14 protein-coding genes are annotated in these 15962 nt (G+C 58.3%); 10 read left to right on the forward strand and 4 right to left on the reverse strand.

The window, feature by feature from the left end:
* Positions 1-142 precede the first annotated feature (142 nt).
* Positions 143-1543, reverse strand: a complete 1401-nt coding sequence (locus tag OYW20_RS00255) for a sensor histidine kinase (protein WP_268798753.1) — start codon at positions 1541-1543, stop codon at positions 143-145.
* Positions 1521-2198: a response regulator transcription factor gene (locus tag OYW20_RS00260; RefSeq protein WP_268798754.1), complete on the reverse strand. Its 678-nt coding sequence runs from the start codon at positions 2196-2198 to the stop codon at positions 1521-1523. The genes OYW20_RS00255 and OYW20_RS00260 overlap by 23 nt, the downstream gene beginning before the upstream one ends.
* Positions 2199-2347: 149 nt before the next feature.
* On the opposite strand from OYW20_RS00260, the gene OYW20_RS00265 reads away from it, so the two are divergent.
* Positions 2348-3148 carry a substrate-binding domain-containing protein gene (locus tag OYW20_RS00265; protein ID WP_268798755.1) on the forward strand — a complete coding sequence of 267 codons (801 nt, stop codon included), beginning with the start codon at positions 2348-2350 and terminating at the stop codon, positions 3146-3148.
* Positions 3149-3176: 28 nt separating this feature from the next.
* Here the strand turns inward: OYW20_RS00265 and OYW20_RS00270 are convergent, their stop codons facing one another.
* Together OYW20_RS00270 and OYW20_RS00275 are read right to left on the reverse strand one after the other, a co-directional pair.
* Positions 3177-4106, reverse strand: a complete 930-nt coding sequence (locus tag OYW20_RS00270) for a LysR substrate-binding domain-containing protein (protein ID WP_268798756.1) — start codon at positions 4104-4106, stop codon at positions 3177-3179.
* Between the two features lie 202 nt (positions 4107-4308).
* Complete coding sequence (locus OYW20_RS00275) at positions 4309-5229, reverse strand: DMT family transporter (protein WP_268798757.1); 921 nt, start codon at positions 5227-5229, stop codon at positions 4309-4311.
* A gap of 156 nt (positions 5230-5385) precedes the next feature.
* Between OYW20_RS00275 and gcvA the strand changes: the two genes are divergently transcribed.
* From gcvA to OYW20_RS00315, 9 genes are all read left to right on the forward strand, one after another.
* Positions 5386-6294 (forward strand): transcriptional regulator GcvA, encoded by a 909-nt coding sequence (gcvA, locus tag OYW20_RS00280; RefSeq protein ID WP_268798758.1) that lies wholly within the window; start codon positions 5386-5388, stop codon positions 6292-6294.
* 285 nt (positions 6295-6579) lie between these two features.
* Positions 6580-7023, forward strand: coding sequence for a cupin domain-containing protein (locus OYW20_RS00285; RefSeq protein ID WP_268798759.1), 444 nt, complete (start codon positions 6580-6582; stop codon positions 7021-7023).
* Positions 7023-8531, forward strand: a complete 1509-nt coding sequence (locus tag OYW20_RS00290; RefSeq protein ID WP_268798760.1) for a methionine--tRNA ligase — start codon at positions 7023-7025, stop codon at positions 8529-8531. Before OYW20_RS00285 ends, OYW20_RS00290 begins: the two co-directional genes overlap by 1 nt.
* A 17-nt stretch (positions 8532-8548) precedes the next feature.
* Positions 8549-9670, forward strand: a complete 1122-nt coding sequence (locus tag OYW20_RS00295; protein WP_268798761.1) for an NAD(P)/FAD-dependent oxidoreductase — start codon at positions 8549-8551, stop codon at positions 9668-9670.
* Positions 9670-10611 (forward strand): ABC transporter substrate-binding protein, encoded by a 942-nt coding sequence (locus tag OYW20_RS00300; protein ID WP_268798762.1) that lies wholly within the window; start codon positions 9670-9672, stop codon positions 10609-10611. Before OYW20_RS00295 ends, OYW20_RS00300 begins: the two co-directional genes overlap by 1 nt.
* Positions 10612-10666: 55 nt before the next feature.
* Positions 10667-12037: a SidA/IucD/PvdA family monooxygenase gene (locus OYW20_RS00305; protein WP_268798763.1), complete on the forward strand. Its 1371-nt coding sequence runs from the start codon at positions 10667-10669 to the stop codon at positions 12035-12037.
* The gene (sbnA, locus tag OYW20_RS25970) at positions 12034-13053 is read left to right on the forward strand and encodes a 2,3-diaminopropionate biosynthesis protein SbnA (RefSeq protein WP_328284800.1); all 1020 of its coding nucleotides are present in this window, start codon (positions 12034-12036) and stop codon (positions 13051-13053) included. Before OYW20_RS00305 ends, sbnA begins: the two co-directional genes overlap by 4 nt.
* Entirely contained in the window at positions 13046-14053 is a 1008-nt protein-coding gene (sbnB, locus tag OYW20_RS25975; protein ID WP_328284801.1) for a 2,3-diaminopropionate biosynthesis protein SbnB, read from the forward strand. The genes sbnA and sbnB overlap by 8 nt, the downstream gene beginning before the upstream one ends.
* On the forward strand, positions 14044-15873 hold the full coding sequence (locus tag OYW20_RS00315) for an FAD/NAD(P)-binding protein (RefSeq protein ID WP_268798764.1): 1830 nt from the start codon (positions 14044-14046) through the stop codon (positions 15871-15873). Before sbnB ends, OYW20_RS00315 begins: the two co-directional genes overlap by 10 nt.
* Positions 15874-15962 lie beyond the last annotated feature (89 nt).

Genomic DNA, 15962 nt, shown 5'->3' on the forward strand with positions numbered 1-15962 from the left:
TGGAAGCCAGTGAGTGCACGCAATGATCAGGGCGAGCCGCAGTGTCTGGTGCTTCACGAACATAGAGCCTTGGGTCGACGGAGGGTGCGCCAACCTAGGGGAGGCGCCCCAGGCCCTCAAATTAAGCAGTGTTAAGAAATGTTTAAGTAGCGTGCGGCCGGGACGACAGCAAAGGGCAATCGAGGATCACGCGGGTGCCCCGGCCGTCATCGCCCGCTTCGACAGACAGACTGTATCCGTGCAAACGCGCGACAGCCGCCACCAGTGACAACCCAAGTCCGTGGCCCGGTTGCTGGCGCGTTGCATCGCCACGATAAAGCCTGCGGGTCACGCTGCTGCGCTCTTCGGGCGCAATGCCAAGGCCATTGTCGATCACCTCAATGCTCAGGCTGTGCTCCAGGCGCTGGCAACGCAGGTAAATCTCGCCACCCGGCGGGGTGAATTTGACGGCGTTATCCATCAGATTGACCAGCGCCTCGAACAGCAGTGAAACGTCGCCCCGAAGCGCCGGACAGTCTCCATTCACTTGAAGGACCAGCCGTTGGTTTTTTTCCTGCGCCAGCGGTTCATAAAACTCCTGCGCCTGCTGCAGCAGTGACCGGGGCTCAAACAGCTCGAAACCCGAGCGACGTCGAGTGTCCTCCAGTTCTGAAATACGCAGCAGCCCCTGAAATCTGGACATGATCGATTCGCTTTCTTCCAGCGCCAGATTGAGCGTCTCAGCATGCGCCGGTTGTAACGGCAATTGCTGCAACTGGTACAAGCGCGCGCGCAAGCGAGTCAGCGGCGTGCGCAAATCATGGGCGATGCCGTCACACACGCTTTTGACTTCCAGCATCAGTTGCTCGATGTGCTCAAGCATGGTGTTGACGGCATGGGCGAGCATGTCGAGTTCGTCGCGACGAGGGGAGAGCGGCAAGCGCTCGCGCAGGTTGCCCGAAACAATGCTTTCAGTGCTGCTCTGTAGCCGCTCCACCCTGCGAATGGGGCGCCTGCGTAACAGCCGCCAGCCAATCAGCCCGGGAATCAGGGTCAGCGAGAGCCCCCAGAACAAAGCCTGACCGATGATGCCGCCGACCGCCGAAATAGAGCCGCCATCCCGGGCCAGAATCAGAATCCGCCCATCGGCCCGGCTCTGTCTGAGCGCATAACTGCTGCGGGTTTCTTCACTGGGCAGGGCAATGCTCAAGCCGCGTTCCAGATAATGCACACGCCCATCGTCCGGCAGGCTTGAACGCAACTTGAGCAAATCGCCTGTCAGATGCTGGCCGTCAGCTTCGAACAGGCCATACGCGTCGATGCCGGGCGTGGAGTAAACCTCGCTACCCGCCAGCTCCGATACCAGCGTGGCGTTATCGACTTTTTGGTAGTAATGCGCCCGTTGCATCAGCGTTCGTTCGGCCACTGTGCCCAGATAATGGGAGATCTCCCAGTACAGCACGCCGGTGAAAATCGCGCCCCACGCGACAAAAAACAGCGCATACAGCCCAATCAGACGACTGTTGCTGGAGCGCCAGCGGTCAGTTTTTTTCGACCAGAACATAACCTGACCCGCGAATCGTCTGGATGACCGGCGCTGCCGTGCCTTCGATTTTCTTGCGCAGACGACCGATGTGGACGTCGATGATGTTGGTGCCGGGATCGAAGTGATAACCCCAGACTTCCTGAAACAGCATGGTGCGGGTAACCAATTGTTTGGCGTTGCGCATCAGGTACGTCAGCAACTTGAACTCTGTTGGTAATAGCGTGACGGCCTCGCCGTCGAGGGTCACGGCTTGCTCGATCAGGTCGATCCGCAGGCTGCCCAGGCTCAGGCAATGGCTTTCGTTGCCGGGCACTGGATCGCGCAGCAGAACCTCCATGCGCGCGATCATCTCGACCATCGAGAACGGCTTGGTCAGGTAATCGTCACCCCCCGAGCGTAGCCCGCGCACACGCTCATCGACGTCCGACAAAGCGCTGATCATCAACACAGGCGTCTGAATCGCCAGCTGACGCAATGTGCTGACAATGGTCAGGCCGTCGAAATCGGGCAACATCCGGTCCAGCGTGATCACCTCGTGTCCTCCGGCAATCGCCAGCGCCAGGCCTTCGCGGCCATTGTTCGCCCATTGGGCACTGAAACCGTGTGCGGCGAGTTCGGACATGATGGCGTGAGCGGTGACTTCGTCGTCCTCAATCACTAAAGCACGATTCATTCTGACCTCCTGGCCAAGACGGGCGCCTAGTCTAAAGGCATCCGCGCCTGAGCAAGGACTGTCCGTCCCAAAACTAAACTTTTCTTAACCCGGGTTAACACAGCGCCAGCTTGGGCTCGCGTTAGCGTGACGGTTTTCCAGACGAGGACATGCCCTCCGTGCGCCGTTTGCTCAAGCCTCTGTTGCTGTCATGCCTGTTGTTGAGCCCGGATTTAAGCGACGCTGCCGACGTCACCAAACCTGCGGCAGTGACCCTGACGCTGCTGAGTTCGGCAGGCATCATCGGCGCCATACAGGCTGTTGCGCCCGAGTACGAAAAACTCACGGGCGTCAGGGTTAAAGTGCAGCCCGCGGCTTCTTTGGGGCAGTCCCCACAGGCCATTCCCCAGCGCCTTGATCGAGGTGAACCTGCAGACATCGTGTTGATGGTCGGATCCGGGCTGGACAGGCTGGTCGCGCAGGGCCAGGTCGATAAAGACACGCGAGTCGATCTGGGCAAGGCGTTCATCGCCATGGCCGTGCGAGAAGGGACGCCCAAGCCTTACATCGGCACGCTGGCGGCCTTTCGCCAGACCTTGATCGACGCAGACTCAGTGGCCTACTCCGATGGCATCAGCGGCGCTTACCTGTCGCATTGGCTGTTTGTGAACATGAAGCTGGCTCCGCGCTTTCTGGCCAGATCCAGGATGATTTCAACCGAACCCGTGGCCGCCGCCGTTGCCCGGGGCGACGCCTGGCTTGGACTTGAGCAGCTGAGCCAACTCAAATTGGTGAGTGGAATAGATATCGTCGGGCTCATCCCCGACAGCGTGCAGCAAATGACGCTGTATGCCGGTGCAGTGGTGAAAGGCAGCGCGCACCCGGCGCAAGCGAAGGCGTTGCTCGATTACCTGGGTTCGGAGAAAGCCCGTGATGCGATTGAGCGCAGCGGATTGGCAGCGGTGCATTGACCTGGCCGGACCTTTTGGGGCCCGTCAGTTACGCCACTTTCATGTCCGCGCCGTTGCGCACATGCCCATGCGCCGACTTGCCGGCCTGCTGCACCGCCCATTTCATGAACGCGTCAATCGCCCATTCCTCGCGGCGCTCCTTGGGGCAATACACGAAGTAATCGAACTTCAGATCCGAGGTTGCATCCAGCACCTGCACCAGACGTTTGGATTTAAGGGCTTCGCAGGCGAACACATTGTTCACCAGCGCAATCCCCTGACCTGCGCAAGCCGCGCTGATCAGCAGGGACTCGTCGCCATAGCTCGAGCCCTGAATGATCTTGCGCTTGCCCATGCCGAACGCGTTCATCCACACCTTCCAGTAATTGCGTTCGGTGTCTTGCAGCAACGGGAAGGTCAGGCAGTCCTGCGGGGTTTCAATGCTGCGTTGCTTGGCCAGCAATTTGGGGCTGCACACCGGGATCAGATACGAGGACCACAACCGCGTGGCGTGATTGTCCGGGCTGCTGGTCATCTCCCGCTGGATCGAGATATCCACATGCCCATGCTTGAGGTCCGAAAGACCGTTGCAAATCTGAATCGATATTTCGATATTCGGGTAACGCTCCTTGAAGTCACCCAGCGCCGGAATCAACCAGGCACTGGCGATGGTCGACGTGGTGCTGATTGCCAGACGGGTTTGCCTGAGTGGTTTGAGCGATGCGCCGGACCACGCCTTCTCAATCACATCGAACGTGTCGGATAACTCTTCGAACAACGTGCGACCGTTGGCCGTCAGTTGAATCCCTTTAGCGTCGCGTTCAAACAGACGTCGGCCGATCTGATCTTCAAGTCCTTTGATTTGCTGACTGACAGCGGCGGGGGATACGCACAGATGATCAGCGGCGCGTTTCATACTGCCAACTTTGCAGACTTCGACAAAGGTGCGAAGCGCAATCAACGGTATCGCTCGGCTCATCTTGAATACCTCGCCAAGGTGTTACAGCCAATAATCCAGACAGCGACTGAAGCGGTGGTGAGTACCCTGTTCATCTGTTCAACGCTCTGTTGCATAAAGCCCGACGAGAGATTTCGGAGAAAAAAGGCGCAGCAAAGCCCCGTCCGGTCATCGCCACCGGACAGCTGCATGCATCAGTCAGCTGTGGATAAGTTTCTAGGGGTTAACTTGTGGCGGTCTTCGGCCCGGTCTCAAGTGGCCTGGGCTTGCTCTTGCTGAGCACAAACCAGACCGCCAGGCAGATGAGCCCTCCACCGTAAGCGTGGGCAATCGAAAGACTTTCACCGAGGAACATAACGCCCCATAACACGCCGAACGGCGGAATGAGGAAGGTGACGGTCAAGGACCTGACCGGACCGATATCGGCCACCAGGCGGAAGTACAAAATGTACGCACACGCCGTGCAGATAAAACCGACCGCGGCCAGCGCCAGCCAGACAGTTGAGCCGCCCCAGCTGGCCGGTGGGTTGACCGTGGCGGAGATGCCGAAAAACGGCGTGAGAAACAGCGTTGCGCCGATCTGGCTACCAAACGCCACCAGTTTTGCGTCCAGGCCGCCTTTATCAGCGACCCAGCGTTTGGTCAGAAATCCTGCTGCGCCGTAGCACGTGGTAGCGACCAGACACGCCAGCGCGCCCATGACCACGGTGCTCGACAACATCACCGGGCCGGTGGTCGTGAGCAGCGTGATACCCATCAAGCCAATCAACACGCCAGCGGCTTTTTTTACCGTCAGGGACTCACTGAAAAACATAGAACCGATCAACACGCCCATCAACGGGGTGGTTGCGTTGAATATGGCTGAATAACCGGCCGGTAATAACAGGGCCGCCATGCTGTACATCAAAAACGGAATACCGGAGTTGATCACGCCCAATATCAGCGTCGCTTTCAATTTGCCGTTGAAATCAATCCGGGTCTTGAGAACAAACAGAATAACGGCCAGACCCACGGCGCCCAGTGAAACGCGAAAGAAGGCGGTGGGCAGTGCACCCAATACCGGCGCAGCAATACGCATGAAAAGAAAACTGGCTCCCCATATCGCTGCCAGCAAAAATAGTCGCACGTAGTCGGATAATTTCATGGGCAACCTATGAGGCCGATCAATAACTAAAAAGTGACTCGATAGGTGCGGCATTGACGCTTGTCGAGTCTGGGTGTGATGATTTGAGCAGTGTCTGAAGCAGTGCTCAAGCGAGCTTTTCTTAAGTACATTAGTTTTTCTTAACTGAGGTCAGACATGAAATTCCCGCCTTTGCACGCCTTGCTCTGCTTCGAAGCGACGGGGCGTCACGCGAGCATGAAGAGCGCGGCGGGCGAGCTTTTCGTCACGCCTGCAGCGATCAGCCAGCAGATCGCCAAACTGGAAAAAGCCGTCGGCGTGCAGTTGTTCATCCGCAACACCAAGCGTCTGGAACTGACCGCTGAAGGCAAGATTTACCTGCGGGCCATTCGCCCTGCACTGGGTCAGATTTCCGATGCCACCCAGCGACTCATGAGCGACAACGGTCCCAACTCCATCACCATCAGTTGCACCAGCGGTTTTGCAATGCAGTGGTTAATGCCGCGATTGCCGGATTTCCAGGCGCTTTGTCCTGACGTAGAAGTGCTCATCAGCACCACCAACCGGCTGGTTGATCTGCTCGGTGACGGCGTGGATTTCGCTGTGCGTCACGGCATGGGCCGCTACCCGGGACTTGAGGTCGAGATGTTGATAAACGACCGTTTGCAGCCTGTGTGCAGTCCGAGTCTGCTGCCCGATTCCAAGTTCTTGTCATCGCCCATAGACCTGAAAAGCTACACGCTGCTACATGACGAGCATCGGGAGGACTGGGGCTTGTGGTTGCGTGCCGTAGGCGTTGAAAACACGGAAGCGGCGGTGCAGCGGGGATCGGTTTTCGTGGATTCCAACGGGGTGATCGAGGCTGCGCTGGCGGGTATGGGCATTGCGTTGGTGCGCCGTTCGCTGATCCGGGAAGAACTTGCCTCCGGTCGGTTGGTGGTGCCATTCCGGGTGACCATCGACACCCCGATTGCGTATTACCTGGTGTATGACGAAACCGCGATCCTGCCCAAATCAAGTCGTCAATTTCGTGATTGGCTGACTGCTCAGGCCATCTCAAGCCAGCGTGAATTCACTACGCGTTAGGCTAAACACGCGAGTTTAAACTTTGTGTTTAACAACTCTGTCACTTAAGTCGTACTTCAGTCTTTTTGGCTCTCCTATTCAACACGCTAAACACAACTAACTCACTGATCCATAGAACAATTTCGCCCGTGCCGGTTAAGTCAAACTTAACCGGCAATTGCGTATTCGTTGTTTGCTCCGGCGTACAAATTTCTTCAGTTTATTGACTCATTGACGGGCGTTAATTATCACCTGCCGACGTCGAGAAAATATCAGGCAGGGATGCTTGAGACTGAGGAGAAAAGCATGACGGACTTTCAAATATTTCGTCCTATGGCGTGGGAAAAACTGGTCCATGAATATGATCTGGATGGCGCCAGGCTGCTGCCGTGGGCCGGTTACCCGACACCGATTGGTGGCGGCTGGTGTGTGGTGCGACCTCACACTAAATCCTTGTCGCACACGCAGATTGACCAAGAGTTTTTCATCGGCATCAAGGGCACCGCAAAGTTAGTCGTGGGCGACCAGACCTATCCCTTCGTGATGGGCGACATTGCCGCTATCCCCAAGCACACCGATCACTATGTGCTCAACGACACCGACGAAGACTTCCACTTTTACGTGGTGTGGTGGGATCGCGATTCCGCCAATCGTTTTCTCGATGAAGATGCTCAACAGGGCGCGCCACTGCAGCATGTTTCGATGCAGCAGATGCCTGTGCATGACGTCTCCGAACAGAGGACGTCTTAATGGCCAAGTTGCTGGTGACCATTACTCCGCCTACACCCAATGGCGATCTGCACATCGGTCATATGGCCGGCCCGTTTCTGGCGGCCGATATTTATACCCGAGCACAGCGTCAACGCGGTCACGACTGCACGCTGGTTTCTTATTCGGACGACTACCAGTCCTACATGCTCCGCCGCTCCATTGAACTGGATCGCCCGGCTCAGGAGCTGGCTGTCGAGAACACCGACAAGATCAATGAAACACTCAAGATGATGGGTATTCAGGTGGATTTCTGGATGCGCCCTTATCGCAACAACTACTTCAAAAAGGCCGTCGAAGAAGTCTACGAGTTCGCTGTAAAGGCGGGCGCGGTATACAAGAAGGTCAGCCAGGAACCGTATTGCGAGCAGTGCGATAAATGGGGCTATGAGGCCTTTGGTCGTGGCAATTGTGACCATTGCGGCGCGGACTCCGACGCCAGTCAATGCGAGGAATGCGCGCACACGCCCAATGCCTCGAAGATGACCGGCTTCCATTGCAAGTTGTGCGCATCACCGATGATCTGGCGGCCGATAGAGCGCGAGTTTCTCGCCCTGTCCAACTTCCGCCATTACTTGCAGAGCACCTTCGAGCATGTGCCGTTGCGGCCCTTCATTCGGCGGTTTCTGAGTGAGGAAATGCGCCTTGGGCCTGCCGATTGGGGCATCACCCGGCCACATGACGGAGGCTTTGACCTCAAGGCCGATGGCACCCGCCGGATTCACACCTGGTTCATGGGTCTGTCGGGGTATCTGGCGGCCTTTCGCGAGTACCTCAACGAGCACAAACAAGCGCCTTGGGAGTACGACGAGTATTGCCGTTCAGGTAAAGGCCGGCTGGTGCATTTTCTGGGTTATGACTGCGCGTTCAGCCACATGGTGGTGTACCCGTCGCTGCTGCACACCATGCACGGCTATCGCATGCGGCAGACTTTTTACACCAATCAGTTTCTGACGCTCAACGGCAAGAACCTGTCCACCAGCCGCAACTACGCCATCTGGGCGCGCGACCTGGTGGCCGAAGCCTGCACCGACAGCGCACGGTTTTATCTGGCGCTGATCGCACCCGAGCAGGACACCGATGATTTCGATGTAGAAAAATTCAACACCTGGCGCGATCAGACCTTCAACGAAGTGTTGGTAAAGCTCGCCGCCCAGGCCGAGCGTGAGCGTGTCGACGGCGACAACCTCAAGGTCAATTCCACCGATGCCTCAGCGATCAAGGCGCTGGTTGCGCGCTGGTTCGAGGTCACGTCGGTGGATCATTTCTCGATGAAAGGCCTGGCTGTGCTGTTGTCCGACGTGATCAACGCTGCGCGAGACCGCCAATCCATGGGCAAACGGATTTTGCCGTACATGGCACTTATCGGCGCCATAGGTGCTCCGGTGTTTCCGGACCTTGCCAGGGACATCCTGCGTTACTGCCGGCTTACCGAAAAAGAAGTGCTGCAACAGTTGGTGTACATCAGCGCTGTCGAGTACGAGATCTGAAAGAGGAGTTCTTGACGATGAAGACCTCATTCGATGTGATCGTCATTGGCGCCGGGGTGATGGGTGCATCAATCGCAGCGGCCTTGGTGGAAAGAGGGCTGGACGTTGCCTTGCTTGAGCGCGGCATGGTCGCGGGCCAGGGCGCCACGCGCTATAGCGGCGGCATCGTGCGGGGTCTGGAGCTTGATCCGGCACTGCGTCCGCTCACCGCCAAAGGTGCCCACACCGGTGGAACGGGGATCGTTCACGCCCTATTCGAGCAATCGATGAAGCGCACCGGCGTTGCCTACATCGCCCGCTCTGAAGTGTGCGGCGCCTACCTTGACGCCATGGGTAGCGAAGACTCGTTGAATGTCGAGTTGCACGCCTCCGTTAATGCATTGGACAACGGGCGTTTCGCTCCGTATTGCGCGGGCGAATGCCTGCTTATCGAACGCAACGGCGGCATCGTCGACGCCCGCAGCAGTGTGCTCAACTTGTGCCGTTACGTGGGTGAAAAGGGCTTGATGCTGGACAACCTCGGCGTTGACGGGTGCGAGGAGGAGGACGGTCACGTCAAGGTTCACGCAGGCCTGCTGTGCCTTGAGGCTACGTGGGTGGTAGATGCGTGTGGTGCCAGTGGTTCCATTGCCCGGCCCGAGCACTCAGTGCACGCACGCACCATACCGTTCACCCGTTTCGCCTGCGATCAGGCGCCAAGCATGCCGATAATTGCGCACACCCTGAATACGTATCTGCTGCCATTGAGCCCGCACCTGGCGCAAGCCGGCGGCCAATATCGCAATCGCGCCGACTGTGCCAGTGAGCTGAACCTGGCTGTGATGGACAATGAGCGCGACGTCATGGAGCGCATGGCCAGGCTCGGTTACGGACCGCACTGCATGCCGTTGGTGACCAAAATCGCCAGCGACGCCTACACCGAAGATGGCCGTCCACTGATTGGCCGTTCCAGCCCCGACAGCCACATTTACCTGGCGACCGGATTTTGCGGGATTGGCTTCAAGATGGCGCCCAAGGTGGCTGAATTGCTGACGTATGAGCTGAGCGCTCACATGGCCGGGCTGCAAATCGATGTCGCTCACCGTTTGATGATGGAAGCCTATCTGCCTTCGCGGTTCGCTTCAGTGGTGATGTCGTGATGCGTCTGGGGATTTGTGCAGCGCTCGAAGTGAGTACCACGCTGCACGCCAGAAGCTTTTTGCGAGGCGTTTGCTTGTCTTCGCACCTGTTCGACAACGTGCGCCGCGCCCGGCACTTTTATGCGGATGACAAGGCCAGCGCTGATGGCGGCAGGGCAGCGGCCGATCTGTTCATCCGCGAGAACGTCGATGCAGTCATTGGCCATTTCGCATCCGAATCGGCTGCAGCCGTGGTGCAAACTTATGCACAGGCCGGCATCCCACTGATTCTTCCAGCTTCCACGTGCGCGGCACTGACTGAGCAGGGCAGCACAACGTTTCGCGTGTGCGCATCGGATCGGGTAATCGCCCGGCAATTATTGACCTTTGCCGGAACTCATGGCCTTAAACGACTGGCCGTGTTTGCCGACCAGAGCCTCCACGGTCAACAGCAACTGCACGAACTCAGGTTCGCCAATAACTTATCCACAGCTGTTTTCGATGACGCGTCGAATGCCGATGCGCTGGTGTTCTGCGGGCGCTTGAAAGCCAGCTATCAATTTTTGCGTGAACGGCGCGCAGCAGGTTGTCAGTTGCCGTTGTTTTTCACCGATGACGCAGCATCGCCCGCGCTGGTTCAGGGCATCAGCCGGATCGGAACGGTTTACGTGGTCAGTTTTCCCGTGGCCAGCGACTTGCCCGAAGCGCAGTCGGCAGACCGGGCTTATCAGCGGATATTCGGCGAGCAGGCACCTGTGTATGCCATCGAAACGCTGAGCGCCTTTGCCTTGGTCGACCGCGCCGCGCAACAGCCCGAGGGTCTGCTGAACGCACTCAAATTCCAACAATTTTGCACACCTGCCGGCCCTGTCAGCTTTACCAACGGGGAAAACGATCGCGCCCGGGTTTCGCTGTGGGTCTATGCCGACGATCACGTTCACGAGCGTCGATTGCTCTGTTGATAACGGTCGCCCGCAAGGCCCGTCACGCCCATTCAATCTTTCAGGAAGAAACACTATGAACCAGTTTGAAATCGAAGGTTTTCGTCAGGACCTGGACGTCGCATCGGTCGGCTTCGGCCCAGCTGGTATTGCGCTGGCGTGCGCGCTGGAAGACGAAGCCGAAGACAGCGCAAAGAAAACCTACCCACGGGTGCGCTTTTTCGAGAAGGCCCGGGATTCGACGTGGCACGGCGCTTTTTTGCTGGCTGGCACAGACATCAACCACCATGTTTTTCGTGATCTGGTCACACCGCGTAATCCACGCAGCCGCTTCTCGTTCGCCATGTACTTGAAGGCCAAAGGCCGCTTGTACAAGTTTGGCCTGCTCGGGCGACCTGCCAGCCGGGTCGAATGGTCGGACTACATCGCCTGGGTGGCGGCGCAGCTCAAGGATTACGTGTCTTACGACGAAGGCGTCATCGACATCCTTCCGGTGACTGAAAACGGTACGTTGCGTGCGGTGGATCTGGTCACCACGCAGGGCACATATCGGACGCGGCGGCTGGTGCTTTCCCACGGCAGCCTGCCGCGCATTCCCGACGCCTTCAGCGCACACCTGGGCGGGCGCGTGTTTCACACCTCGCAATACCTGAAGAACGTACATCTGGGGGGAGGACCTATCGCCCAGCGCTGGCTGGTGCTGGGTTCAGGTCAAAGCGCAGGTGAGGCCGTGGCGCATCTGCTTGGCGCGGCGCCGACGACCCAAGTGCATTCGGTACACCGCGGTGTGGGATTTGGTGTGGGTCAACTGGGCCAGTTTCCCAACATGGCGTTCTTGCCCGAGCAGGTCGATTACTTTCACCAGCTCGAGCCGGCACGCCGCTCCAAAGTCTTCGAGGAAATCCGCTCGACCAATTACGCCGGCATCGATGCCGACGAAAGTCAGGCGCTGTACTCCTTTCTGTACGAAGGTGAAGTCAGCGGGCACCAGCGTCTGAACCTGCACACGTGGTCCACCGTGGTCTCGTTGGAAAAGGTGGGCGGCGCGTACTCGGTGCTGTTGCGCGACAGCAACACGGGCGTTGAAACCACGCTGTATGTGGACGGCATCGTGCTCGGCACTGGTTACGAGCAGTTGCCGGTGCCCCCGCTGCTCACCCTTTTGCAGCCGTGGTTGCAACGTGATGAAGACGGCACGTTGGCAGTGGATCGTCATTACCGCGTTGGCCTGCAGAACAGTGAGGGGCTGCACATCTTCGCCAATGGCACCTCCGAGAAAACCCATGGCATCAGCGACGCGCAGTCATTTTCCATGGTCGCGCTCCGGGCTCAGCATTTGACTGACGGGTTGTTGGCCACACAACCCAAGGCAGTCGCCAACGTGGTGGCGCATCCAACGCTGACGCCCCGGTTGAGCACACCGACCCGAGTCGAGGCCCGGCCATGAACTTCATTTCACACATTGTCAGCGATTCAAACTTCGTGCGACTCAAGGGCCTTGGCTTCGAAAACCTTCACTTGAAGCTGGAATCGTGCAACCCGGCGGGCTCGATCAAGATGAAAACGGCCATCGGGCTGATCGACTCCTACGCTGAGCGCCGACTTATCCACAAGGACACGGTGCTGATCGAGTCGTCTTCGGGCAACCTCGGTGTCGCGTTGGCGATGATCTGCGCCGAGCGTGGCTACGCGTTTTGCTGTGTGGTTGATCCAAACACCAACCTGCACAACATCAAAATGATGGAGGCCTTTGGCGCACAAATCGTGATTGTCACCGAGCGCGACGACAACGACGGTTATCTGGGAACCCGCATTCGTCACATTCGCGAGACGGTCGCGCGCGATGCCCGCTATCTGTGGCTCAACCAGTACAGCAATCCCGCCAACGCACGCACCCACGAAATGACCACCGCGCGCTCGATTCACATCGCGTTCCCGGCGCTGGATTACCTGGTGATCGGCGCAGGCACCACCGGCACATTGATGGGCTGCGTGCAGTATTTTCGCAAGCATTCGCCGCGCACCAAGATCATCGCCGTCGACAGCGCAGGCTCGGTGACTTTCGGTCAAGCGCCAGGCACGCGTCTCATACCAGGGCTGGGCTCCAGTCAGATGCCGCCGATCTTTCGCGCCACCCACTTGTTCAAGCAGCAAGTCGTGGACGAGCGCGCAACCATTGCAATGTGTCGCTGGCTGGCGAAATCCAACGGGGTCTTATCGGGTGGCTCAACCGGTACGGTGGTGGCCGGGCTGGCTGCGCCGTCCTTGGGGATCGCGCGTGATGCCGTGGTGGTAGCGATTTCTCCGGACGCAGGCGAGCGCTATCTGGACACTATCTATAACGATGAATGGGTCATGCAGAAGTTCGGGCTGGCGGAGTTGTCGGCGCTCAACTCGCAGCCCATCGGCCAATACCTCAAATCCTGCGTGCACACCTTTGAAGGGGAAGCACTGAATGTCTGACTTTCATGTGATTCCCGGTGCCGTCATCAACGACATCCTGCAAGCCCACTTGCCAAGCATGGTGGCGCGTATCGAACACGTCTATCTGCAGCATCACGATGGGCAGACGATCAACCCGGACAGCTATTTTCTGCGTTTTCCACAGCAACCTGCTGATCGCATCATCGCGCTGCCCGCTGCGCTTGAGGGCCCGGATGCGGTCGCCGGGATCAAGTGGATATCAAGCTTTCCCGGCAACGTGGCTCAGCAAAAACCAAGGGCCTCGGCGGTGGTGATATTGAACGACCGCCAAACCGGGTATCCCTACGCGTGCCTTGAAGGCGCCCAGATCAGTGCGGTCAGAACGGCAGCCTCAGCTGTGTCAGGCGCTTACTGGCTCAATCGTCAGTCGCGCAAGGCCGGGTCTGTAGGCTTTATCGGCGCAGGCGTCATTGCCCGCAACATCGCACGCATGCTGGCCGTTGAAGGGTGGGAAATTGGCCACGCTGTTGTTCATGACTTCGACGCCCCATCCGCTCGCGCATTGAGCGACTACGTCGAGCACGCAGACTTATGCACAGCCCGCCTCGGCACGCTCGATGAAGCGCTGGCCGCTGACGTGGTTATTTTCGCTACGACGGCGGGCGAGCCCTATGTCAAACCGCCCATAGCATTTCGCGCAGGACAAGTGGTGCTGAATATCTCGCTGCGCGACATCGCGCCTCAGTTGCTGCTTGAAGCTGACAATGTGTGTGACGACGTTGAGCACTGCATGAAGGCCAATACCTCGCCGCACCTGACCGAGCAGTTGTCTGGCAATCGATCCTTTATGAACGGAACGCTGGCGGGGCTGATCCGGGGTGAGTTCCGGCTGGATGACAGCAAGGCGGCGATCTTCTCGCCGTTCGGCCTTGGCGTGCTGGACCTGGCATTGAGCAAGTTCATTGTGGACACCGCTCTCAGCGAGTCGAAGGCTGTGGCCATCGAGTCCTTTTTCGGGGAGACGCTGCGATGGAGCTGACGGAAAACCATTACCCGGTGCTCGCTCCGATTACGCTGGCTATCGTTGGCTGTGGTTCGCGTGGGCTGACGGTTTTGGAGCGCGTGTGCGCACTTGCCAGTCTGGGTGACCGGCCTGTGGATATCCACGTGTACGAGCCGCAGATGCCTGGGCCGGGCGTGCATTCGTTGCAGCAGCCGGACTACTTGATGCTTAACACCGTGGCGTCGCAGATCTCGATGTTCCCCGACAAGGCTGCGCTGGACGGCAGCGAAGGGCGCGAGGGCCCTGACTTCCATCAATGGTGCCTACGTTACAAATCCGGCCAGCGTGATGTCCGCGCCAACCAGTTTTTGCCTCGGCAGTGGCTGGGGGAGTATCTGGCCTGGACCTGCGAAACGGTCATTCAGACGTTGCCGCCCCATGTTCGGGTCATTCATCACGCGTGTGCTGTGGATAACATTCAGCAGACAGCCGGGGCAGGGTTTGAGGTGAGCACCCGGCTAGAGCATCAGCGCACCGTGGACTGGCTGGTATTGACCATTGGGCATGCGGGAGCTTCGGGTTTTGTGGATAACATTGGCCGTGCCGCCAGGGTGCTTCATCCTTATCCACAGCCTGACGTTTTCAGTGACGTTGTGGCGGGTGAAGCCATTGGAATCGAAGGCTTGGGCCTTTGCGCCATGGACGTGGTTGCAGGTCTTACGGTCGGCCGCGGCGGGCGTTTCGTCGGCAACGGCCGTGACATGCGTTACGAGCCTTCTGGGGCTGAGCCGCACCTGTTTATGTTCTCGCGCAGCGGTCTGCCTTATCGCACGCGGCCTGATATCTGCGAACACCGCAACGGAGCCCCCGCCACGATTTTTACGCTGGTTGCCGTCGCCCGATTGCGCGCCGAGAACCCGGATGGGCTGGATTTCGAACAGCAGGTCTTGCCGCTGATCAAGGCTGAGATGTACGTCGAATACTTCGGCATGATCGATCGATTGCGCGGCAACTCGCCCGACCTGATAAAGGATGAAATCGCTCATGCAGCAGGTTGCGGGGCGGTTGAATCGAAGGTGAACGAGCTGGCGCAACGCTTGGGTGTAACGGGACTTGATCACAGCGTTTTCGATCCCCTGGGGATAACTGTGCCTGCTGAACGATATGAGGAGTGGGTGCAGGCCTGGATCGAGCAAGATCTTGAAGAAAGTACAGCCGATCTGGACCACAGCCCTGTAAAAGCGGCCCTTGAAGTGTGGCGAAGCTGCCGTGAACAACTGCGCAGGGTTGTGGATAACCAGGGTTTGACGCCTGCGTCCCATGAGCTTTTCTTCAATCGCTACGCGCCATTGGTCAACCGCATGGTTGCGGGGCCTCAAAAAGAGCGTCATCAGGAGTTATTGGCGCTGGCACGAGCGGGGATTTTGCGCTGGGTTCACGATTCACTTGTAGCGCGTGGTCCGGAGGGTTATCCGATCAGTCTCCGGCCTGTGGATAACGACGAGACAGTTCCGCTAGATGCTGTGGTGTTGGCGCACGTTGTTGATAACCGAGGCACTGATACGGAGCCCCAGCTGATTAGTCGCTTAAAAGCTTCGGGTGTTATCCGAAGCCTCCACTCCGATGGGGATGGAATACGAGTAGATGGTCACGGCAAAGCGTTCCCCAATCTGTGGATAACCGGACCCATCGTTGAGGGCGCCACGTATTACAACCATTACGTGCCGTCTTCGGGTGGGTATTCTCGAGCGTTCATCGACGCCGACCGCATCGCCCGTGAGGTGCTGGGTATGACCTCGGCGCGTAAAGCCGCCGACAACGCACTGCATCTGAAGGCAGAGCTGGCGCTCGCATGAGCCAAAAAAAAGCCCGCGCTGACACTGTCAGGCGGGCGGGGTGCGGCGTGTTCTCGAAGCCGGTTGAATCACTGTAGGAGCGTACGAGC

Origin of the sequence: Pseudomonas sp. BSw22131, assembly GCF_026810445.1 — a bacterium.
GTDB lineage: Bacteria > Pseudomonadota > Gammaproteobacteria > Pseudomonadales > Pseudomonadaceae > Aquipseudomonas > Aquipseudomonas huanghezhanensis.

What these genes read in the sequence shown, in the direction of transcription:
- OYW20_RS00255 (WP_268798753.1), bottom strand. Translation starts at nt 1,543, where the DNA reads ATGTTCTGGTCGAAAAAAACTGACCGCTGGCGCTCCAGCAACAGTCGT.
- OYW20_RS00260 (WP_268798754.1), bottom strand. Translation starts at nt 2,198, where the DNA reads ATGAATCGTGCTTTAGTGATTGAGGACGACGAAGTCACCGCTCACGCC.
- OYW20_RS00265 (WP_268798755.1), top strand. Translation starts at nt 2,348, where the DNA reads ATGCCCTCCGTGCGCCGTTTGCTCAAGCCTCTGTTGCTGTCATGCCTG.
- OYW20_RS00270 (WP_268798756.1), bottom strand. Translation starts at nt 4,106, where the DNA reads ATGAGCCGAGCGATACCGTTGATTGCGCTTCGCACCTTTGTCGAAGTC.
- OYW20_RS00275 (WP_268798757.1), bottom strand. Translation starts at nt 5,229, where the DNA reads ATGAAATTATCCGACTACGTGCGACTATTTTTGCTGGCAGCGATATGG.
- gcvA (WP_268798758.1), top strand. Translation starts at nt 5,386, where the DNA reads ATGAAATTCCCGCCTTTGCACGCCTTGCTCTGCTTCGAAGCGACGGGG.
- OYW20_RS00285 (WP_268798759.1), top strand. Translation starts at nt 6,580, where the DNA reads ATGACGGACTTTCAAATATTTCGTCCTATGGCGTGGGAAAAACTGGTC.
- OYW20_RS00290 (WP_268798760.1), top strand. Translation starts at nt 7,023, where the DNA reads ATGGCCAAGTTGCTGGTGACCATTACTCCGCCTACACCCAATGGCGAT.
- OYW20_RS00295 (WP_268798761.1), top strand. Translation starts at nt 8,549, where the DNA reads ATGAAGACCTCATTCGATGTGATCGTCATTGGCGCCGGGGTGATGGGT.
- OYW20_RS00300 (WP_268798762.1), top strand. Translation starts at nt 9,670, where the DNA reads ATGCGTCTGGGGATTTGTGCAGCGCTCGAAGTGAGTACCACGCTGCAC.
- OYW20_RS00305 (WP_268798763.1), top strand. Translation starts at nt 10,667, where the DNA reads ATGAACCAGTTTGAAATCGAAGGTTTTCGTCAGGACCTGGACGTCGCA.
- sbnA (WP_328284800.1), top strand. Translation starts at nt 12,034, where the DNA reads ATGAACTTCATTTCACACATTGTCAGCGATTCAAACTTCGTGCGACTC.
- sbnB (WP_328284801.1), top strand. Translation starts at nt 13,046, where the DNA reads ATGTCTGACTTTCATGTGATTCCCGGTGCCGTCATCAACGACATCCTG.
- OYW20_RS00315 (WP_268798764.1), top strand. Translation starts at nt 14,044, where the DNA reads ATGGAGCTGACGGAAAACCATTACCCGGTGCTCGCTCCGATTACGCTG.